General features: G+C 63.5%; 21 protein-coding genes and 2 pseudogenes. 16 read left to right on the forward strand and 7 right to left on the reverse strand.

Annotation, left to right across the window (positions count from 1 at the left end; genetic code table 11):
- From KZO24_RS29535 to KZO24_RS29550, 4 genes and pseudogenes are all read right to left on the reverse strand, one after another.
- Window positions 1-687 (reverse strand): SMP-30/gluconolactonase/LRE family protein, encoded by a 687-nt coding sequence (locus KZO24_RS29535; RefSeq protein WP_486487910.1) that lies wholly within the window; start codon window positions 685-687, stop codon window positions 1-3.
- A gap of 426 nt (window positions 688-1113) precedes the next feature.
- Window positions 1114-2109: a 3-hydroxybutyryl-CoA dehydrogenase gene (locus tag KZO24_RS29540; protein ID WP_486487911.1), complete on the reverse strand. Its 996-nt coding sequence runs from the start codon at window positions 2107-2109 to the stop codon at window positions 1114-1116.
- Window positions 2096-3177: pseudogene (locus KZO24_RS29545) on the reverse strand (NAD/NADP octopine/nopaline dehydrogenase family protein). Before KZO24_RS29545 ends, KZO24_RS29540 begins: the two are co-directional and overlap by 14 nt.
- Before the next feature lie 100 nt (window positions 3178-3277).
- Window positions 3278-3799, reverse strand: coding sequence for a MarR family winged helix-turn-helix transcriptional regulator (locus KZO24_RS29550; protein WP_486487912.1), 522 nt, complete (start codon window positions 3797-3799; stop codon window positions 3278-3280).
- Between the two features lie 329 nt (window positions 3800-4128).
- On the opposite strand from KZO24_RS29550, the pseudogene KZO24_RS29555 reads away from it, so the two are divergent.
- From KZO24_RS29555 to KZO24_RS29610, 12 genes and pseudogenes are all read left to right on the forward strand, one after another.
- Window positions 4129-5189, forward strand: a pseudogene (locus KZO24_RS29555) (alpha-hydroxy acid oxidase).
- A 182-nt stretch (window positions 5190-5371) separates the two neighbouring features.
- Complete coding sequence (locus KZO24_RS29560; RefSeq protein ID WP_486487913.1) at window positions 5372-6700, forward strand: MFS transporter; 1329 nt, start codon at window positions 5372-5374, stop codon at window positions 6698-6700.
- A gap of 2 nt (window positions 6701-6702) precedes the next feature.
- Window positions 6703-7449 carry a class II aldolase/adducin family protein gene (locus KZO24_RS29565; protein WP_486487914.1) on the forward strand — a complete coding sequence of 249 codons (747 nt, stop codon included), beginning with the start codon at window positions 6703-6705 and terminating at the stop codon, window positions 7447-7449.
- Between the two features lie 2 nt (window positions 7450-7451).
- Complete coding sequence (locus KZO24_RS29570; protein ID WP_486487915.1) at window positions 7452-8378, forward strand: AraC family transcriptional regulator; 927 nt, start codon at window positions 7452-7454, stop codon at window positions 8376-8378.
- 69 nt (window positions 8379-8447) lie between these two features.
- Window positions 8448-9611 (forward strand): amidase, encoded by a 1164-nt coding sequence (locus KZO24_RS29575; protein WP_486487916.1) that lies wholly within the window; start codon window positions 8448-8450, stop codon window positions 9609-9611.
- Complete coding sequence (locus KZO24_RS29580) at window positions 9608-10777, forward strand: acyl-CoA dehydrogenase family protein (RefSeq protein ID WP_486487917.1); 1170 nt, start codon at window positions 9608-9610, stop codon at window positions 10775-10777. Before KZO24_RS29575 ends, KZO24_RS29580 begins: the two co-directional genes overlap by 4 nt.
- Before the next feature lie 20 nt (window positions 10778-10797).
- Window positions 10798-11163 carry a hypothetical protein gene (locus tag KZO24_RS29585; RefSeq protein WP_103096320.1) on the forward strand — a complete coding sequence of 122 codons (366 nt, stop codon included), beginning with the start codon at window positions 10798-10800 and terminating at the stop codon, window positions 11161-11163.
- Window positions 11160-11675 (forward strand): nuclear transport factor 2 family protein, encoded by a 516-nt coding sequence (locus KZO24_RS29590; protein ID WP_486487918.1) that lies wholly within the window; start codon window positions 11160-11162, stop codon window positions 11673-11675. The genes KZO24_RS29585 and KZO24_RS29590 overlap by 4 nt, the downstream gene beginning before the upstream one ends.
- A 22-nt stretch (window positions 11676-11697) precedes the next feature.
- A complete protein-coding gene (locus KZO24_RS29595) occupies window positions 11698-12954 on the forward strand; it encodes an aromatic ring-hydroxylating oxygenase subunit alpha (RefSeq protein WP_486487919.1) in 1257 nt (418 codons plus the stop codon).
- A complete protein-coding gene (locus KZO24_RS29600) occupies window positions 12951-13451 on the forward strand; it encodes an aromatic-ring-hydroxylating dioxygenase subunit beta (protein ID WP_486487920.1) in 501 nt (166 codons plus the stop codon). The genes KZO24_RS29595 and KZO24_RS29600 overlap by 4 nt, the downstream gene beginning before the upstream one ends.
- Window positions 13448-14194 (forward strand): SDR family NAD(P)-dependent oxidoreductase, encoded by a 747-nt coding sequence (locus KZO24_RS29605; RefSeq protein WP_486487921.1) that lies wholly within the window; start codon window positions 13448-13450, stop codon window positions 14192-14194. Before KZO24_RS29600 ends, KZO24_RS29605 begins: the two co-directional genes overlap by 4 nt.
- Window positions 14195-14207: 13 nt before the next feature.
- Window positions 14208-14702, forward strand: coding sequence for a flavin reductase (locus KZO24_RS29610; protein ID WP_103096315.1), 495 nt, complete (start codon window positions 14208-14210; stop codon window positions 14700-14702).
- A gap of 13 nt (window positions 14703-14715) precedes the next feature.
- Here the strand turns inward: KZO24_RS29610 and KZO24_RS29615 are convergent, their stop codons facing one another.
- The gene (locus KZO24_RS29615) at window positions 14716-15681 is read right to left on the reverse strand and encodes a ketopantoate reductase family protein (protein ID WP_486487922.1); all 966 of its coding nucleotides are present in this window, start codon (window positions 15679-15681) and stop codon (window positions 14716-14718) included.
- Window positions 15682-15896: 215 nt separating this feature from the next.
- On the reverse strand, window positions 15897-16373 hold the full coding sequence (locus KZO24_RS29620; protein ID WP_486487923.1) for an Lrp/AsnC family transcriptional regulator: 477 nt from the start codon (window positions 16371-16373) through the stop codon (window positions 15897-15899).
- 160 nt (window positions 16374-16533) lie between these two features.
- Here KZO24_RS29620 and KZO24_RS29625 point away from each other — a divergent pair, with 160 nt between their 5' ends.
- Window positions 16534-17724: an aromatic amino acid transaminase gene (locus KZO24_RS29625; RefSeq protein ID WP_486487924.1), complete on the forward strand. Its 1191-nt coding sequence runs from the start codon at window positions 16534-16536 to the stop codon at window positions 17722-17724.
- Window positions 17725-17800: 76 nt separating this feature from the next.
- Here KZO24_RS29625 and KZO24_RS29630 read toward each other — a convergent pair whose 3' ends face one another.
- Complete coding sequence (locus tag KZO24_RS29630; protein WP_486487925.1) at window positions 17801-20491, reverse strand: M14 family zinc carboxypeptidase; 2691 nt, start codon at window positions 20489-20491, stop codon at window positions 17801-17803.
- Here KZO24_RS29630 and KZO24_RS29635 point away from each other — a divergent pair.
- The 3 genes from KZO24_RS29635 to KZO24_RS29645 all read left to right on the forward strand — a co-directional run bounded on the left by KZO24_RS29635 (window position 20463) and on the right by KZO24_RS29645 (window position 24735).
- Window positions 20463-20879 carry a hypothetical protein gene (locus KZO24_RS29635; protein ID WP_486487926.1) on the forward strand — a complete coding sequence of 139 codons (417 nt, stop codon included), beginning with the start codon at window positions 20463-20465 and terminating at the stop codon, window positions 20877-20879. The genes KZO24_RS29630 and KZO24_RS29635 overlap by 29 nt on opposite strands.
- Window positions 20880-21173: 294 nt before the next feature.
- Window positions 21174-23387, forward strand: coding sequence for a TonB-dependent receptor (locus KZO24_RS29640; protein ID WP_486487927.1), 2214 nt, complete (start codon window positions 21174-21176; stop codon window positions 23385-23387).
- A 37-nt stretch (window positions 23388-23424) separates the two neighbouring features.
- Window positions 23425-24735, forward strand: a complete 1311-nt coding sequence (locus tag KZO24_RS29645; RefSeq protein ID WP_486487928.1) for a metal-dependent hydrolase family protein — start codon at window positions 23425-23427, stop codon at window positions 24733-24735.
- Window positions 24736-24806: the final 71 nt, after the last annotated feature.

The raw sequence follows: 24806 nt of genomic DNA on the forward strand, positions 1-24806 counted from the left end.
TTACTTCAGATCGGTCAGCCTGATCCGGTAGATGGTGGCGACCCCGCGTTTCGGCAGCGAATTGGCGAAGACCTTTTCCGACAGACGCGCATCGGCGATGTAAAGGTATCCGCCCGCGACGGAGAACCCGTCACCCCAGGCGATCGCTTCCGTTTGCGGCACCACATGCGATGCCAGCGTCCTGCCGGTGGAGCGCAGGCCGACGATGCCGCCATGTTCCAGATCGCCGCCATAGAGCGTGCCCTGCGGTGTCATGATGATCCCGCCGGTGATCGGACCTTTGCCAAGGAACTCCACACTGGCAGCGAGCTTCGCGACGGGCAGAGCTGGATCCGCCAGCGCGGCGGCGGGCACGCGCCAGTAGTTGTGATCGGTCAGCGTGCGATAGTAGACCCACTGGCCATCGGGGGACATGTCTATGCCGTCCGCATGGACGAGCGGGAGCTTGCCGCTGCGCAGCAGGCCAACCTTGCCGCCGATGTGCAGGTGTTCTGCCGGGTCTGCGCGGGTAGAGCGGTCTGCGATCAGCACCTGCCGTGCCTTGCCGGTCTTGAGGTCAAGCACCACAAGACTGCCTTCGCGGTCGATGTTGGTAAGGTACGCCAGCCCGCGCCGGTTATCGATCCTGAGATCGTTGAGCAGATCCCCGGCATCCACCGCACCTTCGAAATCGTAGGTGCGTTCCACCAGGTTGCCCGCCAGGTCGAATTTGACAAGCTTCGCCGGGCCGGTCGGCGCGGGCGAGGGAGAGTCGGGCGACCTGAGTCCAGCACCCACAGGGTGCCGGCATCGTCCACCCACAGCGCTTGCGGCGCGAACCAGCAGTGCCGGGTGTCTTGCCCCGAAACCTGCCAGCCGACGGCAGGAAAGGGGGTGATGGCGCCGGTGCGGGGATCGATCTCGATCACCTTGTTGCCACTGGTCGCGGCGGGAGCGCTGGCGAAGATGCGCCCCGCCGGGGTGACGGCGACCCCGATCAGGCCGAACCCGTCCAGTTGGCGCACAACTTCCAGTCGTTTGGCAGCAGGGGCCGGTGCATCGGCAAGCGCGCCCCAGCCCCCGCCAGAGAGTCCGCCAGCACCAGTGAGACGGCCAGTAGCGATGCCTGCGCCTTCATTGCACCGCTCCCCGGATCGCGGGCATCATGTCACGGTGGCGAAGCATGGCGACGAATTCGCTCAGCCGTCCGGCGCGATAGGCGGCAAGATCCATGTCCTGATAGTCATAGAAGCCCTTGCCGTCGCGCACGCCGTTGTGCCCTTGCGCCATGTTGCGTTCGACCACTTCGGGTGCGGCGAAGCGCTGCGGGTCAAGCGTGCCGGAAAGGTAGCGACTGGCATGGAACAGGATGTCGCCGCCGCCCCAGTCGATGAACTCCAGAAGGCCGAGCACGGCGAAGCGGAACCCGAAGCCGACGCGGATGGCGGTATCGACATCCTCTGCGCTGGCCACGCCTTCCTCTACCAGTCGCGCCGCTTCGTTCATGGCCAGCGCCTGGATGCGCGGCACGATGTAGCCGGGTGACGAACGGCACACGACGGGTACTTTGCCGATGCCGCGCAGGATCGCGCAAAGCGCCTCCACTTGCGCGGGATCGGTGGCGTTCGCGGGGCTGACCTCGATCAGGGGCACCAGATGCGCCGGGTTCAGCCAATGCGCGTTCATGAAGCGCTGCGGTTCCGGCAGCATCTCTGCAAGCGTATTGGCATCGATGGTGGACGTCGTCGACGCGACAAGGGCATCGGCGCGCGCGGCCTTGCCGATCGCGGCGAAGGCTTCCTGCTTGGCGGGGATGGTTTCGGGCACGGCTTCGAACACCAGATCGCAGCCCGCCAGAAGCGCGCACGCCTCTGCGGCCGGAGCGACAAGGACGTCATCCAGCACGCGTGCCATGGTTGCGGCGTCAAGCAAGCCCGCTTCCGCAAGGAAAGCCACGTCGCGTTCCACGTCGAGGCGGGCGGCGGCGGCAAGGTGCGCAAAGTCTTGGGCACTGCGCTGGCGCAAGTCGAGCAGGCGCACCGGATGGCCGGCCAGGGCAAAGGCGGTGGCGATGCCCCGGCCCATGCGCCCCGCTCCGACCACGCCGATCACGGCGTCAGAACCCGTCATGGAGACGTTCCTGCAAGGTTGCCCGATCGCAGTCCGCAAGGCCCAGACGTTCCAGCGTGCGCCCCGCAGCATAGAGGTCTTCCCCGGTGATCGCGGAGGCCAGCGCCAGCAGTCCTTCGCCCACCGGCATCGGCTTGCCCGCCCAGCGTGCGATCGAGGTAAACAGGGAAAGCCCGATCGCGGTGTCTTCGCGCATGTAGCGGTGGCTCTGCAGGTTGATCTTCTCGCGCCAGTCGCCGCTGTCGGTCAGCTTTTCATGCGCGGCATTGCCGTACATCCACTCATCGCCATCGGGGCTGTAATGGTCGGCCAGCGGGAAATGCGGAGCGGCATAGCCAAGATGCTCGCGCACTGCGATGCGCTCGGCATCCAGCGCATTGGTGACCGCGCGGATCGACGCCTGGGTGCCTTCGTTGTGGATGTCCCACGCGTCGAAATGCTCAAGCGGCCCGGCGTTCATCATGATCAGCGGGGGTGGATGATCGGCCCGGCATTCATGAGCGCGCCGGAAAGCACGTCACCGGCAGGCTCGACGCAGGGGTAGGCCTGCTGCAGCAGCGCGATCACTTCGTCCGCATCGCGCGCGGGGAACACGCCGGTCGGCAGGCGCGTGGCATAGACGCTGACGACGATGCTGGCGGGGCCGTGCTTGCGCACCAGGTAGGGCAGGGTGCCGGTTTCGGCGAAGCGAACGCGGGCCTCGTTTCCGGCGGCGCGGGCGGCTTCCACGAAGATCAGCGAACCCAGTGTGCCGGGTGGCAGGAACACCACCTGCCCATCGCGCCAGTGCGGGGCGCAGGCCCTGGCAAGATCTTCATGCGCGGTGGCAGGCAGCGGGATCACGACCAGTTCGGCTGCCGCCAGAGCCTCTTCCAGCGAAGAGGTGAGGTGGGCGATCGGCACGGTGCGCGTTCCCGCATGGTCGCGCACTTCGACGCCGCCCTGCGCTTCGATGGCGGCGAAGGCACCCGCATCGCGGCGCCAGAACCAGACCTCGTGACCCCTCTCGCTCATTTCCGCCGCGGCGGCGTAAGAGCCGTGTCCTCCGCCCAGTACTGCGATACGCATGATGCTCTCCTTGATGTGACGGAGGGCATTGTGCGCAGGCGCGCCGCCATGTGCTATCCGCTTCGCGCAACGCCGTGCGCGAGGTGCAGCAAAATGCGGCTCAATCGTCTTCGAGGCGCACCACCACCTGACGCAGCTGACGGTTGAGGGCGTCGAAGTCCATGCCCTCATCGCCCGTGAACACGCGCGAGAAGATCTTGCCCGCAGTCTGCCAGGCGCGGGTGCGGGCGGCCAGACCGTCCTTGGTCAGCGAAACGTCGGTGACGCGCCCGTCGGTGGCGCGCGCCTCGCACGAAACAAGGCCCTCTGCCTCCATGCGCTGGATAAGCTTCATCATGGTCGGCAACTTGACGATGGCGAGTTCGGAAATCTCGCTCACGCTCAGCGCCTGACCAGGCTGCACGCACATCAGCACGCGCCAGCGGCCGATGTCGAGACCGACCTTCTTCAGCCCGCGCTCAAGCCGGCTGAGGTAGAGGCCGGTGGCATGTGTCAGCCAGAAGAACGGCCATTCGCGCGCGTCGAATTCGCTGCCGTCCGAATTCGGATCGGGCGGGGTCGCGCTGCGTCGCTTTGCCTTTGTTGCCTTGGTGGCCATAGGCTCCTGCTCCACGTCCTTCATTTTTACAGTCTTTCTCCGAGTATCCGATCGCTGCGCCGGAGGAAATACCCGGCATATCTCACTTGAAATATCAATTATTATGCGGCAGCCATACCAGAACACGGTAGGCTTCTGCAAACCAGTGCGATTTCCTTGGGTTTTGCGCCCGTGCAGGCGACGCCGGGGCGATCGGCGAATCTTCAGGTAAGCGAGGGCGAGTTGAAAATTCGGGCGAGCCGATCATCCAGATCCGGGCATCATCGGTGCTAGGCGCGCCGCTTCTGCCCTCGCGCCGGTATCGCCTTCGCGGTGATCCGCAGCGAGCGCTGTCGATCGCCGAACTGCGCGCCATGGCGCTGCATCGATTGCCTGCGCTGGCGGCGGAATATCTTGAAGGCGGGGCCGAAGACGAGATCGCGCTTGCCGCCAATCGTCAGGCTTTCGACCGCTTGCGGTTCCGTCCGCGTCTTGCGGAGGGTGACGCACCTGCGGGCAAATGCCGGTTTCCCTACGTTATCGCACCCACCGGGCTCAACGGCCTTTACTGGCACGGAGCCGACCTTGCGCTGGCGCGCGCTGCGGCGAAGGCCGGGGTCCCTTTCACGCAAAGCACCGTCTCCAATGTACTGCTGGAGGATGTGGCAAAGGTGCGAGGGCTGGAGCACTGGTTCCAGCTTTACATCTTCAGCGAGATGGCGCTGGTCGAAAGGCTGCTTGGCCGGGTGGCTGCGGCCGGTGTGCGAACGCTTGTCGTGACGATCGATGCCAACACCTTTGGCAACCGGGAATGGAATGCGCGGCTCTACGCGGCAGAGGGTCAGGCAACGCTGGCTGCACGGATGGATGCGCTGCGCCACCCCCGCTGGATGGCGCAGGTCTTCCGCAAGGGTCTGCCGGGCTTTCCCAACATCGCCGAATGGTTGGGCGCCGGTTCCGCCGATCTGCTGGAGGCAAGCCGCTGGCTGCGGCAGAACATCGCACCGACCGTTTCCTGGCGTGAACTGGAGCATGTGCGGGCGCTCTGGCACGGGCGGATGCTGATCAAGGGGATCGGGCACCCTGCTGACGCGCGGCGTGCCGTCGACATGGGGGCTGATGGCGTCGTGCTGGGTAACCATGGCGGCCGCCAACTTGATGGAGCCGCCCCGGCCTTGAACTGCTGCAGGCGACCCGCGCGGAACTGCGCGCGGACGTTCAGGTGCTGGTGGAAGGCGGTGTCCGGCGCGGTGCCGATATTCTCAAGGCATCCCTGCTGGGCGCCGACGGGGTGATGGGCGGCCGCGCAACGCTCTATGGAGTGGCGGCGGGAGGCGAAGCAGGCGCGACGCGGGCATTGGCGATACTCGAACAGGAATACCGTCGGGCGCGCATTCTGCTGGGTGACGGCGACATGGCCTGCGAGAAAATATAATATTCAATTGACATTGTTATATCGCAGGGCATGCTGCGGCACTCAGGGAGCCAGCCCGACAGAGGCGGCACGGCAACGCACCGGGGAGGTGTCCGGGCATTGGTGTTCAGGCAGGAGGGCTGTTTGATGATCTCGTGGATGTTCCCGCGCCGGCAATGCAGCGCGGCCGGGCAGTTCAAGACGTGAGGGACGGGGGATCGCTGCGATACGCGCTTGATGACGGCCCCTGGACCCGCTTCCAGAAGCAGGCGGGGATCCTTGCGATTCTCGCGGTCGTTCTCGACGGGTTCGACATCCAGCTGATCGGCGTTGCAATCCCGGCGTTGATGAAGGCGTGGTCGCTTCCGCGAGAGGCGTTCGTGCCGGTGTTGGGCCTGGGGCTCGTCGCCATGAGCGTGGGGACGGCGATCAATGGCTGGCTGGGCGACAGGATCGGTCGCAAGGCAACGCTGCTGGCCAGCATGGTGGTGTTCGGGCTGGGCACCCTGGCGTCGGCATTCGCGGGCGGCATGACGCTTTTCCTGGCCAGCCGTCTCGTCGCTTCGGTCGGACTGGGCGGGGCGATGCCAAGCGCCGTGGCGCTGCTTTCCGAATTCACGCCCGTGCGCCGGCGCAGTTTCATGGTGACCTTCGGGATGATCTGTACCCCCGTGGGCGGTGTCATGGCGGGCTTGGTTGCGGCATGGCTATTGCCTGCCCACGGATGGCCCGCGCTGTTCCTTGTTGGCGGCGCCCTGCCGCTGATCCTTGCACTTGTCGTCGCGGTGGTCCTGCCGGAATCGCCCCAGTTTCTTGCGACCCGCCCGGCGCGCCGCGCAGAGCTTGAACGGATCGCACGACGCCTTGGCGCGGCAGACGCAGGCGACTTCGGCCCCATCGCCGGGCAGACGCCTGCGGCAAAGGCAGGTTACGGCGCCTTGCTGCAAGGGGAGGAACGCCTGCCCAGCATCATGCTGTGCGTCCAGTTCCTTGGGGTGCTGACGGCTGCCTACACGGTGTTCAACTGGCTGCCGGTGTTCAGCGTAAGCCGGGGGCTGGACATGGCGGCGGCAGGCACCTTGCTGGCGGCCTTCAATTTTGGCGGCATGGGCGGGGCGCTGATCGGCGCGCTGCTGATCGACCGGACCGGATCGCGCAAGCTGACGCTGACGTTCGGGATCGGCGGCGCACTGAGTTGCCTGCTGACGCTTGCGGCCTTTGCGGCGGGCGCTTCGATGCCGGTGCTGGTGGCGGGGCTGGCGCTTGCCGGACTGTTCATCGCCGGGTTGCAGCCAATGCTCTTTGCGATCGCGGCCAACGCTTATCCTGCTTCGATGCGATCGACGGGCATCGGGGCTGCGCTCGCGATCGGACGGTTCGGCGCGATCGCCAGTTCCTTCATCGGCGCGATGCTGGTCGGTGCGGGGGCGGGCGCGTTCTTTGTATTTCTGTGTACCATGATGCTGATCGTGACGGGCGCCCTGTGGTTCATGCCAAGGCACGTACCGGGCCGCAGCCAGACGGGAGAATGACCATGACCAACTGTTCCGACGAGGAGTGGAAGCTGCGCCACGATCTGGCGAACTTCTATCATCTGATCGAATATTTCGGCTGGCACGAGATGATCATGAACCACATCTCGGTGCGGTTGCCGGAGGGGGATCGTTACCTCGTCAATCCGTTCGGCCTGAACTATTCCGAGATCACGCCCGACAACCTGCTGGTGGTCAACGTCGATGGCGAACTGGTTGGGGAATCCGAATACTGGGCCAATCCGGCGGGCTTCGCCCTGCACGGCGCCATCCACACGCATCGCCATGACGTGCACTGCGTCGCCCACACGCACACCATTCCGATTTCGGCGGTGGCGATGAAGGATGCAGGCTTCGACCATAACAACTTCTACGGGGCGCAGCTGATCGACCGCGTCGGCTATCATGAATTCGAAGGCATCACCCTGTTCGCAGACGAGCGTGACCGCATGGTCGCCAGTCTTGGCGACAAGCACGTGCTGGTCCTTCGCAATCACGGTGTCGCCGTGTGCGAACGGGACATTCCATCGACGTTCATGCTGCACTACATCGTCCAGCGCGCCGCCGAAGTGCAATGTCAGGCAGGCATGATCCCCGGCCCCGACCGCAAGATCGGCGCCGAAGTCATGGAGCGTTGCCGTACTTCCGCCGCTCGTCTCAACGAAAGCAATCGCTTCTCTGCGCTACTGTTCGAAAGCCAGGTGCGTGCCATGCGCAAGGCGAAGCCTGTCGACTGGTATCGGCCCTGACCATGCGGCAGACCGTGGCCGCCTTGCCGCAGCGGATCGAGACGCGCGATGCCGATGCAGTGGTCGCGATGCTTTCGCGCATACTGGCCCCGCACGAGATGGACATGCGGAAAACAGGCCGCACGATCCGCGCGCAAGTGCGCCACGTCGCGGCAGGGCCGTGCCGTCTGGCCGACCTGACTTATGGAGCGCCCGTGCGGATACGCTCGCGCGTGCCGCAGGGGCGGATACTCGTCCATGCCGTTGCCGAAGGGCGCAGCCGCATGGCGCTGGGCGATCGCAAGGTTGCCGTGCTGGAAGCGGGCATGATGCACGTGTCCCCTCCGGGATCGCCGCTGGACATCGCATTCGAAAGCAGCAGCCGGCATTTCACGGCAAATCTGCCGTCCGGTCTGTGGCCTGCGGTATCGGGGCGCTACGACGCGCTTGCCGGCGGTGAGGCGATGGTGTGGATCGACCTCATGCGCTTCATGCTCGGCTGGGCGGAGCTTGGTCCGGGAATGCCGGACCTGTTCGGGGACCGGGCGGCAAGCCTGATCACCGAATTCCTGCGCGACCGGGCTCACGTGTCGAGGCCCGAGGTCGGCGCAGCCGTGCCGTGGTTCGTGAAGCAGGCAAAGGCGGCGATCGCCGGTCTTGTCGCGAATGGTGCACACACGATTTCCCTGTGCGAGATCGCGGCCGATGCGGGTGTAAGCGTGCGAACGCTCCAGTCCGGGTTTCGGCGCTTCCTTGGTCACACGTTTGGAGAGGAAGTGCGGGAGCAGCGGCTGGAACGGCTCGATCACCTGATCGTTGAACGGGGTGACCAGTTTGACGTCACCGCATTGATGCAGGCTTGCGGAATCGTCAGCATGGGCCGGTTCGCAGGATACTATCGTGACCGATTCGGCGTGGCGCCATCGGACCGTCTGCGCCGCCGCCATTGATCGCCGGAACGCGCGCGGATCAGCGGAAATCCGCTTACGGTATAAATTGACATTTCAAGTGAAACAAATATGAGTCTGGATATGTCACGCAACAACGCCATCTTCACGCCGGTGGATCTGGGAAGCGGTGCTGTCACCGTCGCGGTCAAGGACTGCATCGATATCGCAGGGATGCCGACGAAGGGCGGCAGCGCCGCTCTTGATGACGCACCTGCTGCCCAAGCGAATGCCGCAGTGGTCGAAGCGCTGCTGTCGGGCGGCTGCCGGATCGTCGGCAAGGCGAACATGCATGAACTGGCTTACGGCGTTACCGGCATCAATGCCTGGACGGGTTCCGCGATCAATCCGCACTTTCCCGATCGCGTCCCCGGTGGTTCGTCAAGCGGATCGGCTGTCGCGGTGGCCGAAGGGCTGGTGGACTTTGCCATCGGCACGGATACCGGCGGCTCGATCCGAACGCCCGCCGCTTGCTGCGGCGTGTTCGGGCTCAAGCCCACGTTCGGCAGGGTGAGCCGGGCAGGGGCTTGGCCGCGCGCATCGTCGCTGGACTGTATCGGGCCGTTTGCCCGTTCCATGGCGCAGATCGAGGCGGCAATGCGCATTATCGCGCCCGGCTACGCCCCGTCGGCAGATGCTCCGCCGCGTTTCGCGATCGTCCAGGCAGAGGGCGTCGATGCTGCCGTGCAGGCGGCGTTCGATGACGCGATGGCGCCGTTTTCTGCGAATGCACAGGTTAGCCTGGCGCAGCTGCCGGACGCCTATGCCGCCAACATCGCAGTGATCGCGGCGGAAACTTACGCTGCCTTCGGCCACCTGCTGGCGGGCGGAAAAGTCGGTACGGACGTGGCGGCGCGGCTTACCGCGGCGGCAAACGTCGATGCGCAAAAGCTGGCGCAGGCCGAAGTGGTGCGCACGCGCTTTACCGCTGAGGTCGATGCGCTGCTTGAACAGCATGAACTGCTGGTGATGCCGACGATGCCGTGTTTCCCGCTGGCGCTGTCCGAAGCCGGCGATGCTGCCGCAGCGCTGCGCATGACCGCGCTGGTGCGCCCGTTCAACCTTTCGGGCCATCCGGCGCTGACCGTTCCGGTGCTTGCCGCAGAAGGGTTGCCGATCGGCATTCAGGTGATCGGCCGGCATGGTGCGGATGAGGCTGTCTGCGCCTTTGGCCGCATGCTGGAAAATATAATTTCCGTGATCATGGACCCAGCAGGGGAGGATACCAACCGATGACCGTTGCCGATATCTCCAAGCCGGGCGAGGCGGCGCCGGGCAAGGCTGAGGCGCTGGAGCGACTGCTTGCCGCCGCGCGTGAACGCCATGCGGAGTTTGCTGGGCAGACCCATGTAAGCGCCGACGTGATCGAACTGATGAAGCAGGCTGGCGTCTACCGCGCCATGGTGGCCAGGCGGTTCGGCGGCGATGAAATGCACCCGTCCGATTTTCTGCGCCTGATCGAGACAATCAGCGAAGCGGACGGGTCTACCGGATGGGTGGCCAGCTTCGGGTTCTCTGCCGTCTATCTCAGCTCGCTGCCGTTGCCGACACTTGAAAAAATGTACGCAAACGGCCCGGACGTGGTCTTTGCCGGCGGTATCTTCCCGCCGCAGTCCGCCGTTCCCGTGGAAGGCGGGGTCGAAGTTTCCGGCCGCTGGAGCTGGGGTTCGGGCTGTCGCGGCGCCGACGTGATCGGCGTGGGCATCAAGGTGGAAGGCGGCGGCCCCACCGGCGGCCTGCCGCTGATCGCGGTCATGCCCGCATCCAGCATCGAGATCGTCGACAACTGGAACGTCACCGGCATGCAGGGTACCGGCAGCCACGACATGGTGGTAGACAAGGTAGTCGTGCCGCAGGATTGGACCTTTATCCGCGGCGGTGCATCCAGTCTGGATACCCCGCTCTATCGCTATCCCTCAATGCCGCTGGCGGCGCAGATGCTGGCGGTCGTCGGTCTGGGTGTGGCGCGTGCTTCGCTGGACTGCCTGATTACGCTGGCGGGCGGGCGCACGTCCATCACCGGGGCGCCGACGCTGGCCGACCGCGCCTATGTCCAGACCGACATTGCCAAGGCCGAGGCGGCGCTGCGTTCGGCGCGCGCGTTCTTCTACGAAACGACCGATGCGGCCTTTGCCCAGCTGGAAGCGGGGGCGGAAGAACTGGACGTGACCACGCGTTCCCTGCTCCGGCTTGCCTCCACCAATGCGGCGCATGTCGCGGCTGAAGTGGCGGGCACGGTCCACAGGCTCAGCGGCACCACCGGGATCGGCGCGGATCACCCCATCGCGCGCTACTTGCGCGATGCGATGGTGGTGCCTCAACATGCCTTCCTGGCCGATGGCACCTGGCAGAACGCCGGCAAGATTATCCTGGGACTTGAAGCGGCCCCCGGCTTTCCCTGATCGAGAAGGATGCAAAAGACATGACCGATACCCCTGCCACCAAGCCCCTCCGCGTCCTGTTCTGCGGCGCTGTGCTGCAGAACTTCTTCGACCTGCCCGCTGCCGAGATCGGCAAGGTCTGGGCCGCGACCGGAGAAATGCTCAAGGGCATTCGCGACCTGCCCGGCGTGACCGTGCTGGGCACGCTGGACGATGACGAAACGATGGTTGGCACCTCGCCCAACGGCTGGCCCTGGACGTTCTATATCCTTGCCGACGTGCCCGACCGCGCCACTGCCGTTGCCGCCTGCAACCTGTTCCGCACGATCGAGGTCGGCGAATACCGTCTGTGGAAGTATATGCGCGTAGAGGCGCGCATCGGCCGGGAACTGGTCATCCCTGCATGAACGAAATGGCTCTTCTGGCCCGGCGCCTCGCGCTGCTGGAGGCGGAAGTGGCGGTGCGCCGCGTGGCTATGCGCTACTTCCGCCTGTGCGACACGCTTGGCCCGGAAACGCCTTTCGACGAGTTGGGCGACTTGTTCGCTGCGGATGCGGTGTGGGAAGGGCGCGGACGCTACCGCAAGGCTTTCGGGCGGCACGAAGGGCGCGACGCGATCGTGGCGATGCTGGCAAGCTATTCGAACCCGCCCCACTTCGCGCTCAATGCTCACTACCTTTCGTCCGAGGTCATCAAGGTTACCGGCGATGACAGCGCTACCGCGGGCTGGATGATGCTTCAGGTGTCAACTTACCGTGATGGACGCTCGGACTTGCGCAGCGCGGCCCTGACGCTGGATTTCCAGCGTCAGGACGGCATCTGGCGCATCGCCCGCTTCGTTACCGAGAACATCTTTTCCCGCGATGTCGGGCCGTGGAACGACGAGGCGCCGATCTCGGTGCCGGACGCATCAGAATAACGACACACATCAGGAGGCAGCTATGAGCGACCATGACTACGCCACGCTCGTCCGCGAAGACCGGGTCCACACCTCGCTTTATCGCGACGGGACCATCTTCGACGAGGAGATGGACCGCATCTTCAAGAACACTTGGGTCTGGGTCGCCCATGAAAGCGACGTTCCCGTAAAGAACAGCTTCAAGACATCGTGGGTCGGCCGCGAGCCGGTGATCGTTACCCGTGACCGCGAGATGAAGGTCAACGTCCTGCTCAACCGCTGCCGCCACCGCGCGGCCAGCGTGTGCGAGAAGAAGAAGGGCAAGGCCAGCGTCTTCGTGTGCCCCTACCACGGCTGGAGCTACGATCCCGACGGCACCTTGCGCAAGGTGCCGCACGCCGCCGGCTACCCGGAAGATTTCGACAAGAGCGAATTCCCGCTGATCTCGCTGCGCGTCGAAACGTACCAGGGCATGATCTTCGCCACGTTCAACAATGATATCCAACCGCTGGTCGATTACCTCGGCCCGGCGCGCAAGTGGATGGACCTGTTCATGAAGCAGGGCGCCGGTTACGGCGTGAAGACCCTTGGCGAACACAAGTTCCGCTTCCCCGGCAATTGGAAGATCCAGCTGGAGAACACGACGGACGCCTACCACTTCCCGATCGTCCACAAGACCTTCCTCGACAGCCTCGATGCCGAGACGGAGAATGTGTTCGACGTGCTGGGGCAGGGCGGCTGGGTCGAGGATCTGGGCAATGGCCATTCGGTCATGGTGATGATCCCCGATCTTATCGACCTTGAAGACAACCTCGACGCGCCGATCCCTGATCGCTTCGCGGAACTGGCGCAGGAACTGCGTGACGAGGGCCACGATGACGCCACGGTGCGCAAGGTCGTGCGCGCAGTGGGCGGTTCGGGCTTCAACCTTAACCTGTTCCCCAACGTCGCCTGTTCGATGGCGTTCTTCCGCGTGCTTCGCCCGGTCACTGTCGAGGAAACCGAGATCATGCACGTGGCGATCGGCATGGACGGCGGCCCGGCTGCGGGCAACCGCGAGCGTCTGCGGCTGCACGAACACTTCCAGGGTCCGATGGGCTTCGGCACCCCCGACGATGCCGAGGGCTGGGAGCGCGTCCAGCGCGGCGCCCATGCGGGCGAGGACTTGTGGATCATGCTCAACCGCGGCGTCGATGCGCCCGCAGGTGTGGCCGAGCCGGGCCATAACGCGGGCGACGTCAGCGCCGAAACCGGCATGCGCGCCGCCTACCAGCAGTGGAAAAGGATGATGACGGCATGAGCGAGGCGCTGGAAATGACCGCAACGATCACGCTGGCCGAAGCCACGCAGTTCATCTGGGCCGAAGCGGACCTGCTTGACCGGCTGGACTACAAGCCCTGGCTCAAGCTGTGGACCGAAGGCGGCAAGTACATCATCCCGACCGAGCGCGATCCGGCCGACTACGCCGAAGTGCTCAACATCGTCTACGACAACAAGGCGATGCGCGAAGCCCGTGCCAAGCGGTTGCTTTCGGGCTTCTCGATGTCCTCTGCGCCGCCCGCGCGCACGGTGCGCACGGTGTCGCGCTTTGTGGTGACGGCATCGGGGGATGATTTCATCGAACTGCGCGCGGCGCAGATGCTGGCCGAATACAAATATGGCCACATGCGCTTCCTGCCTGCCGACATGCGTTATCGCATCGTGCGCGCCCCTGACGGCACCCTGCTGCTTGATGAGAAGATCGTCACCCTCATCAATGCCGAGGATTATCAGTTCGGCATCGGATACCTGCTATGAGCAGCGGACGGACCGTTTTGATCACCGGCGGCGCGCAAGGGCTGGGGGCGGCGCTATCCGCTGCCTTCCACCGCGCGGGCTACTGCGTGGGTGTATCCGATATCGACGAAGCGGCGGCGATCGCCTGTGCCGAAGCCCTTGATCCAACCGGGGAAACGGCGGTGGGCTTCGCGCTCGATGTGCGCGATCAGGCCGCCTTCGAGGCCGCGCGGGACCGGCTCGTCGCGCTATGGGGTTCAGTCGACGCGCTGGTGAACAACGCCGTGGTCACCGTGGCGCGCCCGGTGCTGGAGATCGACCCGGACGAATTCGACCGCGTGGTGCAGGTGAACTTGCGCGGCACGTTCGTAGGCTGCCAGGTCTTCGGGCGCTACTTCAAGGAGCGGGGAGTGGGGCGGATCGTCAACATGGCCTCGCTAGCGGGGCAGAACGGCGGCACTGCCACCGGGGCGCACTATGCCGCGTCCAAGGGCGGGATTATCACGCTTACCAAGGTCTTCGCGCGCGATCTTGGTCCGTTCGGGGTTACGGTCAACGCGATTGCGCCGGGGCCGCTCGACAGTCCTGCCGTGCGCGCGCTGGTGCCGCAGGACAAGCTGGCGGGCATCGTCGCAGGGATTCCGGTGCAGCGCCTGGGCTCGCTCGATTATGTGGCCGACACTGCCGTGCATCTTGCCGGTGAAAACGCCTTCTTCGCCAATGGCGCCACCTGGGACGTCAACGGCGGGCTGTTCATGCGCTGAGGGCCGCTACACGATGATCGAAAGCCCGGACTTCCGTGCGGCCATGGCCCGCCTTGGCGCTGCGGTGAATATCATCACCACTGATGGTCCGGGCGGCCGCCACGGGATGACCGCGTCGGCCGTGTGCAGCATCAGTGATACGCCCGCTTCGCTGCTGGTGTGCATAAACAAGAGCGCGCGCATGCACGCCCTGGTCGAGGCCAACGGCGTTCTGTGCGTCAATGTGCTGAGCGCTGGGCAAGAGCCGCTCTCGGCACTGTTCGCGGGACATGCGGCAAGTGCGGATGAACGATTTGCGCAAGGATCGTGGTCGGCCATGGCCAACGGCGCCGCAGCCTTGTCCGGTGCGCTGTGCACATTTGGATGCCGGGTTACCTCGATCCACGAGGTCGGGACGCACAGCATGTTCGTCTGCGCGGTTGAGGAACTGCGCATGCGCGAGGACGGCGATGGGCTGGTCTACTTCGGCCGCGCCTATCACCGCCTGCCGCAGACGGTGACAGGCTAGGCCAGCCCTCGCCTCATCCCTGCCCTGCCCGGAAACGGCACAGGTCATGGATCAGGCGCGCCACGGGCATGGCAACGCCCGCGTCTTCGGCCAGATCGAAGACCGACTGGCAGATCGCGCCCAGTTCCAGCGGTGTACCGCGCCGATAGTCCTGTGCCATCGACGTGTAGAACGGCCCGGCCCGGCCGCCGATCTCAAGCATCTGTTCCAGAGTGAGGCTGGGCTCGATCCCGTGCGCGCGCGCTACCCGGATGGCCTCTTCGAGCGCCGAGATGACTACCGGTCGCAGCGAGGGTGAATGGAATTGCTGTTCCAGTGTGGCATCGGCAACCACGGACAGCGGATTGGTTGCAAGGTTGAGCGCGACTTTGGCCCAAAGTTCCGGGCGCAGGTCCGACACCGTGCGGACCTCGATCGGGGTGTTCTCGAACAGCGCGGCAACGGTCCCTGTGCCCGCGATTTCCCCGCTTACCACGGGGCCAAGGACAAGGCGTTCCGCGCCGCGCACGTCGATCGCGCCATCCGCAGCCAGGGCACTTGTAAGGAACACGACTGATCCCACGACGCGGTGCGGGTCTAATGCCGCAGCCAAAGCGCCTTCCGGATCGACCGCGGTAATGGGCGCGGCCGTGTGCGGCTGCCGATACCACCAGGGGATGCCGTTGATCAGCGGCACCAGCAGGGTGCGGGGCCCGACGAGCCTGAGCAGGTCGGGCAAGGCTGCGGGAAGATCGCCGCTCTTGAGCGCGATGAAGACGATATCCTGCGGTTCCACATCGCCGGCCTCGCGCGCGTGGACCCTGACGGTGTGGCTGGTCCCATCGGCGCCGCGCATGCGCAGGCCGTTGGCGGCAATGTCCTGCAGACGCGCGCTGCGCGCCACCACTGTCACTTCGTTGCCGGTCAGCGCCACTCTGGCCGCCACCATCGTGCCGATGGCCCCTGCGCCCATCACGCAAATGCGATGCGCCGCGTTCATCGGTGCCCCGCAACGCATATCTGTTGCAGCAGGTGTGGTGGTACAATGTCGGACACGGTGCTTTCCCGGTTGCGAATGGGCTTCAGGCGAGGACTACGCAAAAAGCCGTGCGTTGTGTGTGCGTTATCGCGCCGTTCCCTCTGGATTTTGCAACGAGCGTGCATGGTTGTCGCTTGTCGGTGCAAGCGCCCCTCACGCCTGCCGGCCCGGATCGTTCAGCAATATTCCAGGCTTAGTGCGGTCGTGCTCTTGAGCTGCTGCATGATGATGAAAGTGCGCACGTTGTCGACCTCGTTGCCCGCGAAAAGCTTGGAATTGATGAACTCGCTGTAGGATTGCAGATCTTTGGTGTGGACGCGGAGCATGAAATCGATCTCTCCGGTGGTGTAGTCGCACGACACAATTTCGGGCAGCGTTTCCACTCGCATGCGAAAGGACTGCACCAGTTCCGCAGCCTGCGATCTCAGCCGCACCGAAACATAGGCCGATATTCCAAGGTTCAGCTTTTCAGGATTGAGGATGGCTGCCGTGCGTTCGATATATCCTTCTTCCCGCAGCCGCTGCAGCCTTCGCGACGATTGAGAGGGTGACAGGTGGATGAGAGTGCTCAGTTCGCTGGGGCCAAGGTCGCCGTTGCGTTGGACCAGTTCCAGAATCTTGCGGTCGAAGTGATCGAGGCGGTCCTTGGGCACAATCGAGCTCCTGTTTCGAAAAGAGATGCGGCCTGCGTGCGCATATTTCCATGATTATGAGCGATCCGTGTGAATTATCGGCTTTCGACGCGGAAAAAGCAAACCGTACGCAAGCCCATGAGCGTACAAGGCCCCAAGATTTTGTCGATCAGGGAACGCAATGTTTTTCAATTGTTTGGATGCGCACAAGCCCGACCCCTTGTTGTCGCTTATCGAAGCCTTCGCCAAGGACCAGCGGCCGGGCAAGCTGGATCTCTCGGTCGGGGTCTATCGCGACGATCAGGGCCGCACGCCGGTCATGCGCGCCGTCAAGCTGGCCGAGGAGCGGCTTGTGCGCGATCAGGCTTCCAAGTCCTATCTCGGTCCCGACGGGGATCGCCGCTTTGCCGAATGTCTTGGCGAGCTCGTGCTTGGGCGCGGCCTTTCGGGTCATGCGCGCGGAATACAGACGGTGGGCGGAACCGGGGCGCTCAGCGTCGCGGCAGGGCTGCTTGGCGCTGGCGGTATGCCGCGCACCGTTTGGCTGGCGACGCCGACCTGGAGCAACCACCTGCCGTTGTTCGCGGCAGCGGGCCTGCCGGTCCGCACATATTCCCATGTCGACGAACAGGGCGGAGGCTTCGCGCTGGACGCATTCCTTGCAGCGGTGCAGCAGGCCAGTCCCGGTGACGCTTTCCTGTTGCAAGGCTGCGGTCACAATCCGACCGGGATCGATCCCAACATTGCCACGTGGACGAAGATCGGCCGCGCGCTGGCGGACAAGGGGCTGATCCCACTGATCGATCTCGCCTATCAGGGTTTTGGTGCTGGTGTGGAGGAAGACGCACGCGGTATGCGCGATCTGCTCGGCGTCGTGCCGGAAGCTGTCATCGCAGTGTCGTGCAACAAGACCTTCGGGCTGTATCGCGACAGGGTTGGTGCGCTGCTATGCTATGGAAACGATGTGGCGGGGTTGAATCTGGCGATGGCCAACGCGCGCGCCTTCGCCCGGTCTTCATACTCCATGCCACCCGATCACGGTGCAGCCGTGGTACGCACCATCCTTGATGATGCCGGTCTCGCCGCGATGTGGCGTGAAGAACTGGACGCCATGCGCAACCGCCTGCGCGCGACACGCCGGGCCCTTGCGGCCAGTCCCGGCGCCGACGCCCTCGGCCTTGGCGGTGTGGCAGGGCAGGGCGGCATGTTCTGTCTGTTGCCCCTTGATGACGCGCAGGTGGAGCGCCTGCGTTCGCGCTTTGCCATCTTCGTGGCGCCCGACGGGCGGGTCAATCTTGCCGCCCTGCCGCTGGAGCGCGTCGGCGCATTCACTGAAGCGCTGGCAGACGTTGCGCTGCGGGTCGCTTCATAGTTCAGGGCTAAGGCGCAAAGAAAAAGGCCGGGAGTGGGGCGCCACTCCCGGCCTTTTTCATTTGTCCGGGTCTTACTCAGCGCTGGCCTTCGGGCACCGGCGGCGGGGCAGAGGGCGCGGCATCGGTTACGCCCAACTGCTTCCAGTTGAGCATGGCGTTGTAAAGCATGCGGAATTCGCCGAAGTTCTGCCAGCGCCAGATCGGGTTCGTGGCAAACATCAGTATGCGGCCGTTGCCCTGCGGCACGTTGATGATCGCCGCCCGGTCCTTTACCGCTTCGGCTTCGCGCATGAAGCCGCTCATCACCCCTGCCTTGCCGCCGGCGAACTGCATCAGCACCTGCCCTTTCAGGCGATCTGGCAGGGCGTAGAGGGTGTTATCGGCCCAGCGCACCGGCATTTTCGCGTCGGTCAAGTCGCCCTGATAGCCGTAGAATATCGGGCTTTCGGGCTTGAGCACCTTCGCCGATACGATCGGGCCGGGCGCATAGAAGTCCTTCGGCGGGGCGCTGGTGGTGATATCATCGACAAGGCCGAACTGCACCGGCACCGCGCTGGCATTGCCCGTGGTGATCAGCGTGCCGCCTTCTTCGACGAACTTGCGAAGCGCCATCAGACCTTCCAGCCCCATACCGCCGCGGATATCTTCCGAAGAACCGAAGTCGCCTGAAAAACGGTACTTTTCCGTTTTGGTATAAGGCAGCGGCTTGCCCTTCATCGGCAGGTCGAAGACGATGTCGCGCGCAGACTTGCCCTGATTGGGAAGGATGATCACGTCGAAATCTGCGCGCAGGTTACCCTGCCGCACACGCTCCTTGTAGATCAGGTCGTAGTCGATGTCCTGCTGGTCGAAGGCATATCGCAGCCAGCCCACCTTTTCGGTGGCACCCCATGTGCTGAACACTGCGGTGCGTGGCAGCTTGCTGTCATGGGCGGTGACTGATCCGGATTTGCCAAGGCTCACCGCCTTGAGGCCAAGTTCCTCGACCTGCGGCTTGAGCGTGGCGTAAGCGCTGCCCGGCACCAGGAACGACCCCGCCGGGATCGTCTGGCCGCCGGCCTTCATGGGTGCATCGACAATGCGCACGCCCACGTCCTTCAGGCGATAACGGAGCGTCGCCATATTGACGGAGCCTTCGTCGAGCACCGCATAGGTCGCTGCGCCCGGACCGCTGATCGATCCGGCCAGCACGGCCTTCGCATAACGCGTCACCGGTACATCGAGCACGGCCTTGTCGGTGATTTCGACGATCTTGGTGTGGGTCATCAGACCCATCGTCCATGCAGCGTCGTCGTAAGTCATGAGCTTTTCGTCAGGGTAATTATCCTGCAGACGCAACAGCATCTTGGCAAGGCGCCCATATGGCTGGTTCAGCTTCACCACAAGCGAACCGGCGGGGTAGGTCGCGTCCTTCAGCCTGATCGCCTGGCCTGCCCGGCCGATCTCGATACCCTGCATCTGCAGCACGTCGGTGACGAACTTGAGGCGCGCTTCATCCGCCTGTCCCGCCGGGATGATGTAGGCATAGGGAGCGTCCTTGGTGCCTGCCTCGACCGCGTTGGCGCTCTTCTTGTAGAAGTTTTCAAGGATTACGTTGGGAAAGCGCGATGCCAGATCAAGCGCGGTCAGCACCCCGGTCTCCATGTAGTTGGTATTGTTGCGCATCGACCACATGACTTCCTTGTAGGGAGGCAGAGGGCGATACCAGTCACGCTTGGTGTAGTCGCCGCCGCGCACGGAAGACTGCACTTCCGGTGCCACGTGACGCAGCATGGTAGTTGCGCCGGCATTTCCGAAGGTTTCGTACATGCGCAACATGCCGTTGTGGTTCGACGACATGAAGGCAAGGTAGCCGGGGGTCCAGGCATCGACGAAACCGTGCGTCCACACGCCCGGCATGCCGTACTTGGTCATCTGCGCCATCTCGAAGTTCGAGAACCAGGGCAGTTCGCCGAAGAGAATGGGGTCCAGATCGGGGTTCTGCGGCGCCTGCCCTGAATAGGTGTACATGAAAGGGACGGATTCATGCAGTTCGTGCATGATCGGCGGATGCCAGTCGAGGTAGAACTTCATCAGTTCGCGGGCACTGACGTCCGAGAAATTGATATCACGGTTGTTATCGTGATAAATGTACTTTCCCCAGTACGGAGGTCCGCCGGGTTTGTTCATGTCATCGCGTTCGTCGATAAGGTTGCGATAGTACCAGTCGACGTAACGATCGCGTCCGTCGGCTTCAAGCACCGGCGTAAGTGACACGACGAGGTTTTCGCTGATGGATTTCATCAGCGGGCTGTCTTCCGTCAGCAGACGATAGGCCAGCTCCATCAGCATTTCCGGCGGCCCGGTTTCGGCCGAGTGCAGACCGCCCGAGATGTGATAGATCGGCTTGGTCGCGGCGATGATGTCGGCCGCTTCGGCGGCGCTGATCTGGCGCGGATCGGCAAGGCGGCCAAGGTTCCGGCGGTAGGTGTCGAGCTTCGCGATGTTGGACGGCGAGGAGATCATGACGACCACGTTTTCGCGGCCTTCTTCGGATTTACCGATTTCGATGATCTTCACCCGGTCAGGCGCTGCGGCGGCGAGCGCGCGATAATAGCTGATGATCTGTTCGTAGTAGTGCAGCGTGTTCGGCGCGCCGATGTGCTGGCCCAGCACCTGCTTGGGCGACGGGATGGTGGACGAGGCGGGAAGATGATCCACCAACGGGCTCATGAACTCGGGCTTGGTGGTCCAGTTCTTGACGGAACTGGCGAAATCGCCGTCCATTTGCTGTGCGGATGCTGCGCTGCACAACAGGACGGCGGTTGCGGCCGCGGCAAAGCTCTTGGTGATCATCAGTCCTCCGGCTTCGAGATTGCACCGGCAGGAAACCCGCTCCGACCAAGGCGTCGCAAGGGTGTCCTTCCGGTGTAGCTGGTATGGTTGCCCGCAGGCATCTTTTCCTTTTGGCTGCCTGGATGCAACAATATTTCTGTTTTTTGCCACAGGCTTGGCTAACCGATCGCGCAATCCTGCGGCAAAAATCGGTTTTCACGGCATTGTTTTGCCGATGATCGGCATAAAATTGAATGATCGCGCAAGAAAATTCCATCTTCCGTTTAAAAAATGTGATTTGGATGCGAATTGCCGCGGCAGTTCCGAAATATTTTGTTGACCTCCCCTCGCTCATATTTCACGCTGATCCGGCCTAAGGACCTGGAGACAGCATTGGGCCAAGCCACCGGAATTGAGGCGGCATCATGGGGAGCGACCGTCCGGTCCAGCAACACGGGGTCATTGGAAGCTTTGTCAGGTCGCCATCGCAGATAAGGGCGATGGTGGGAAATATTGCGCCCGCGAAACATGGTGGGCGTGGCAACATGAGGGGTTACAGATGTCGAAATCGAAGTTGCGTCCTGCGTGCGGGCGCCGCGCTCTTGCGACTGTGCTGCTGTTCGGGACGGCTGGAGTGGCGCCTTTTTCGGCGACCGCTCAGGAAAGCGCGGAACAGCCGGTGGGCAACGAGATCGTCGTTACCGCGCTGAAGCGCAGCACGACACTGCAGGAAACCCCTATCTCGATCTCGGCGATTACCGGGGACACGCTGTCGAAGTCTGGCGTGCAGAGCATCGGCGACCTTTCGGCAACCACGCCGGGCCTCAATCTGGTCGACGGCGGCCCTTCGCAGCGTCGTGTCGTGATCCGTGGCATTCAGGGCGCGGGCGAGCCGATGATCGGCACCTACTATGATGAAACCCCGGTCACAGGCATGATCGGGGCCAGCAATGACGCGGGTGGCTCCACGCCGGAACTGCGCCTGTTCGACGTGGAACGGGTCGAAGTGCTGCGCGGTCCGCAGGGCACGCTTTACGGCGCAGGTTCGATGGGCGGCACCTTGCGCATCATCTACAACAAGCCGGTGCTCGACAAGGTCGAAGGCACGGTCGATGCGGGTCTTTCCAACACCGATCATGGCGGCTGGAACTACGAAGGCAGCGCGATGGTTAACGTGCCGCTGGCGACCGACAAGATCGGCGTGCGCGCGGTCGGCTTCTATCGCCGCCAGGACGGCTTCATCGACAATACCACGCTCGATATCGACAACATCAACGTTCTCAAAAGCTACGGCGGCCGTATCATGCTGCGCATGATGCCGTCCGAACGCTGGACCTTCGACGTTGCCGCTTTCATCAACCGTACCCGGATAGACACCGCCGGCTGGGTTGAGGACGCTGGCAAGTACAAGTCCGATGCCTACACGCGCCAGCCGGTGCGCGACGATGTCGAACTTTACAGCATCACGTCGAATTATGAGTTCGATTTCGCCACGCTGACCGCCTCTGGCTCTTACATGCACCGCGAGCTTTCGTCGGTGAGTGACGTTTCCCGGTATATTCGCGGGCAAAGGACTGAAGCGCGCTGCCAGGCACTTGTGGGCGGCGGGGCTCCGTGTAGCGATACCCAGCTTACCAACTTCTACGATCTGGTGGATTCTCAGTCGACGTCCGCGCTTTATCCGCAGCAGGAAATGGACGCCTGGACCGCCGAACTGCGCTTGAGTTCGAACGGCAACGGCCCGCTGAACTGGACGGTCGGCGGCTACTATTCCGATCGCAACATCTTCGTGCAGAACCCGCAGGTGAACGCAGATCCGACCACGGGCCAGATCATCCGCCCGCTGGAAATCGCCACGATCCGCACGATCGACGACACCCTGACCCAGCTGGCCGGGTTTGGCGAAGTTTCGCTTGATGTGTTCGAGGGCTTCAACCTGACCGCAGGTGCACGGTATTTCCACTATGAAAAGGACATCGTCGGCGAGACGACCGTTCCTTCCATCCTTGTCGGCGCAAGGCTGACGCCGCCCACGCGGGTGGCGTCTTCGGAAAATGGCTGGGTGTTCCGCTTCAACGGTTCTTACAAGATCACGCCTGACATCATGCTCTATGCCGAAGCGGCGCAGGGCTTCCGTCCGGGCGGTGCCAACCAGGTGCTTGGTCTTGATGCCGGACTTACCGCCTATAATTCGGACAGCCTGTGGAACTATGAAGTCGGCCTCAAGACCAGCTTCCTCAACCGCATGGGTACTTTCAACGTCGACGTCTATCGTATCGACTGGAGCGACATGCAGATCACGCTGCGCACGCCCAACGGTGCGTTCTCGTACCTGGGCAATGCGGGCAAGGCGCGCGTTGAAGGTGTCGAGGCCGAACTGGGGCTCTTCCCGATCGACGGTCTCGTTATTCAGGGCAATCTGACATACATCGATGCGCGGCTTACCGAAGACCAGAACACGGGCGTGACCGCGACTTCGGGCCTCGATGGCGATCGCATCCCCTACGTGCCAAAGTGGATGGGCGGCGGTTCAATGCAGTACAGCTGGGCGCTGACTGACAAGCTGGGGGCGGTTGCCCGCGTCGATGGCAGCTACGTCGGGGGTTCCTGGTCCGACTTCCGCCACACCTACGTCTATGCGCGTGAAGTGGACGGTTACGCGCTAGTCAATGCCCGCGTCGGCATCGAAGGGCCGGACAAGGCTTGGGGCGCTTACCTGTTCGCCACCAATCTGTTCAACGCCACCGCCATCACCCGCGCCAGTTCAAGCGCAATCGCGGTCGGCCGCACGCTGGTGAACAGCGCCACGCCGCGCACGATCGGCATCAACGTACGCCATAGCTTCTGACGCCGTACCCCCTTTCCCGCATTTACGGATAGATACGATGAATGTTTCGATATTGACCAGGTCCCTGGCGCCGGCGATCGCCATGCTAGTTGGTGCATCCGGTACGGCAATGGCGCGCGATGTTGTGATCCACGCTGGGCAACTTTTCGACGGAACCGGAACCGCGATGCGTGCGAAGGTTTCGGTGGTAATCCATGATGACAGGATCGTCTCGGTGGAGGACGGCTTCGTCACGCGTGACGGCGCGGAGGTCGTCGACCTTTCAGAAGAGACCGTGCTGCCGGGCCTGATCGACACGCATGACCACATCACGATGGGATACAGCGGCAAGAACCCTGTGGCCGAGCGAGCGCAGGAAAGCTCAATCGACAACGCCTATGGCGCGGTCGGCTATGCAAAGGCGACGCTGGATGCCGGCTTTACCACAATCCGCGACGTCGGCGCCGAAACGAAGGTGATTGTCGGGCTAAAGAAGGCGATTGCCGCAGGCAAGTTGCCCGGGCCGCGCATCTGGGCGGCAGGGTATCCGCTCGGCCCGACCGGGGGCCATGGCGATCCGCAGAACGGGATGAGCCCGGAACTGGACTTTCATTCCGAGGGGCGCGTCATCGACGGCGCGAATGAAGCCGCAAGGGTCGTGCGCGGAATGCGGCGCGACGGTGTTGACCTGATCAAGATCATGCCCAGCGGCGGTGTCCTGTCGATCGGTGATGATCCGAATCATCAGACGATGACCGACGAGGAAATTCGTGCCGTCGTCGATACCGCGCACGGGCTCGGCATCAAGGTTGCGGCGCATGCGCACGGGAAGGCGGCCATCCTTCACGCCTCGGAAATGGGCGTCGACTCCATCGAGCATGGTTCATTCGGGGATGCGGAAACCGACCGCGCAATGAAGGCGCATGGCACGTATCTGGTGCCGACGCTGCTGGTCGCGGATACCGTGGTGCAGATCGCCAGGACGCATCCGGAAACCCTAAACCCCTCTTCGGCGGCGAAGGCGCTTGAAGTTGGCCCGATCGTGATGCGTAACCTGAACCGCGCCTACAAAGCCGGAGTGAAAATTGCCTTCGGCACCGATCAGGGGCTTTCGCCGCATGGTCAGAACGCGAAGGAATTCGCGCTTATGGTCAAGGCAGGGATGACGCCTCTCGACGCTATCAGGGCGGCTACGGTGAATGCTGCGGACTTGCTCGGGGCGAGCGATAAGGTGGGTTCAATTCACCCTGGCCGTTACGCCGACATCATCGCTGTGACTGGTGACCCTCTAGTCGACGTCAGCAGCCTTGAGCATGTCGAATTCGTGATGAAGAGCGGCACGATCTATCGCGAACTTTCTCGCCGGTAAGGGAATTCAACTCAGGCCCTCCGTCCTGGCATCCTGCAGTTTCCAAATGGTCGGCGCAATGATCAAAGGCG

It is taken from the genome of Novosphingobium sp. NFX11 (genome assembly GCF_057376415.1).

Excerpts from the sequence above, each read along its gene's own strand:
- KZO24_RS29540 (WP_486487911.1), bottom strand. The coding sequence starts at position 2,109 with ATGACGGGTTCTGACGCCGTGATCGGCGTGGTCGGAGCGGGGCGCATG.
- KZO24_RS29550 (WP_486487912.1), bottom strand. The coding sequence starts at position 3,799 with ATGAAGGACGTGGAGCAGGAGCCTATGGCCACCAAGGCAACAAAGGCA.
- KZO24_RS29565 (WP_486487914.1), top strand. The coding sequence starts at position 6,703 with ATGACCAACTGTTCCGACGAGGAGTGGAAGCTGCGCCACGATCTGGCG.
- KZO24_RS29570 (WP_486487915.1), top strand. The coding sequence starts at position 7,452 with ATGCGGCAGACCGTGGCCGCCTTGCCGCAGCGGATCGAGACGCGCGAT.
- KZO24_RS29575 (WP_486487916.1), top strand. The coding sequence starts at position 8,448 with ATGAGTCTGGATATGTCACGCAACAACGCCATCTTCACGCCGGTGGAT.
- KZO24_RS29580 (WP_486487917.1), top strand. The coding sequence starts at position 9,608 with ATGACCGTTGCCGATATCTCCAAGCCGGGCGAGGCGGCGCCGGGCAAG.
- KZO24_RS29585 (WP_103096320.1), top strand. The coding sequence starts at position 10,798 with ATGACCGATACCCCTGCCACCAAGCCCCTCCGCGTCCTGTTCTGCGGC.
- KZO24_RS29590 (WP_486487918.1), top strand. The coding sequence starts at position 11,160 with ATGAACGAAATGGCTCTTCTGGCCCGGCGCCTCGCGCTGCTGGAGGCG.
- KZO24_RS29595 (WP_486487919.1), top strand. The coding sequence starts at position 11,698 with ATGAGCGACCATGACTACGCCACGCTCGTCCGCGAAGACCGGGTCCAC.
- KZO24_RS29600 (WP_486487920.1), top strand. The coding sequence starts at position 12,951 with ATGAGCGAGGCGCTGGAAATGACCGCAACGATCACGCTGGCCGAAGCC.
- KZO24_RS29605 (WP_486487921.1), top strand. The coding sequence starts at position 13,448 with ATGAGCAGCGGACGGACCGTTTTGATCACCGGCGGCGCGCAAGGGCTG.
- KZO24_RS29610 (WP_103096315.1), top strand. The coding sequence starts at position 14,208 with ATGATCGAAAGCCCGGACTTCCGTGCGGCCATGGCCCGCCTTGGCGCT.
- KZO24_RS29615 (WP_486487922.1), bottom strand. The coding sequence starts at position 15,681 with ATGAACGCGGCGCATCGCATTTGCGTGATGGGCGCAGGGGCCATCGGC.
- KZO24_RS29625 (WP_486487924.1), top strand. The coding sequence starts at position 16,534 with ATGTTTTTCAATTGTTTGGATGCGCACAAGCCCGACCCCTTGTTGTCG.
- KZO24_RS29630 (WP_486487925.1), bottom strand. The coding sequence starts at position 20,491 with ATGGACGGCGATTTCGCCAGTTCCGTCAAGAACTGGACCACCAAGCCC.
- KZO24_RS29645 (WP_486487928.1), top strand. The coding sequence starts at position 23,425 with ATGAATGTTTCGATATTGACCAGGTCCCTGGCGCCGGCGATCGCCATG.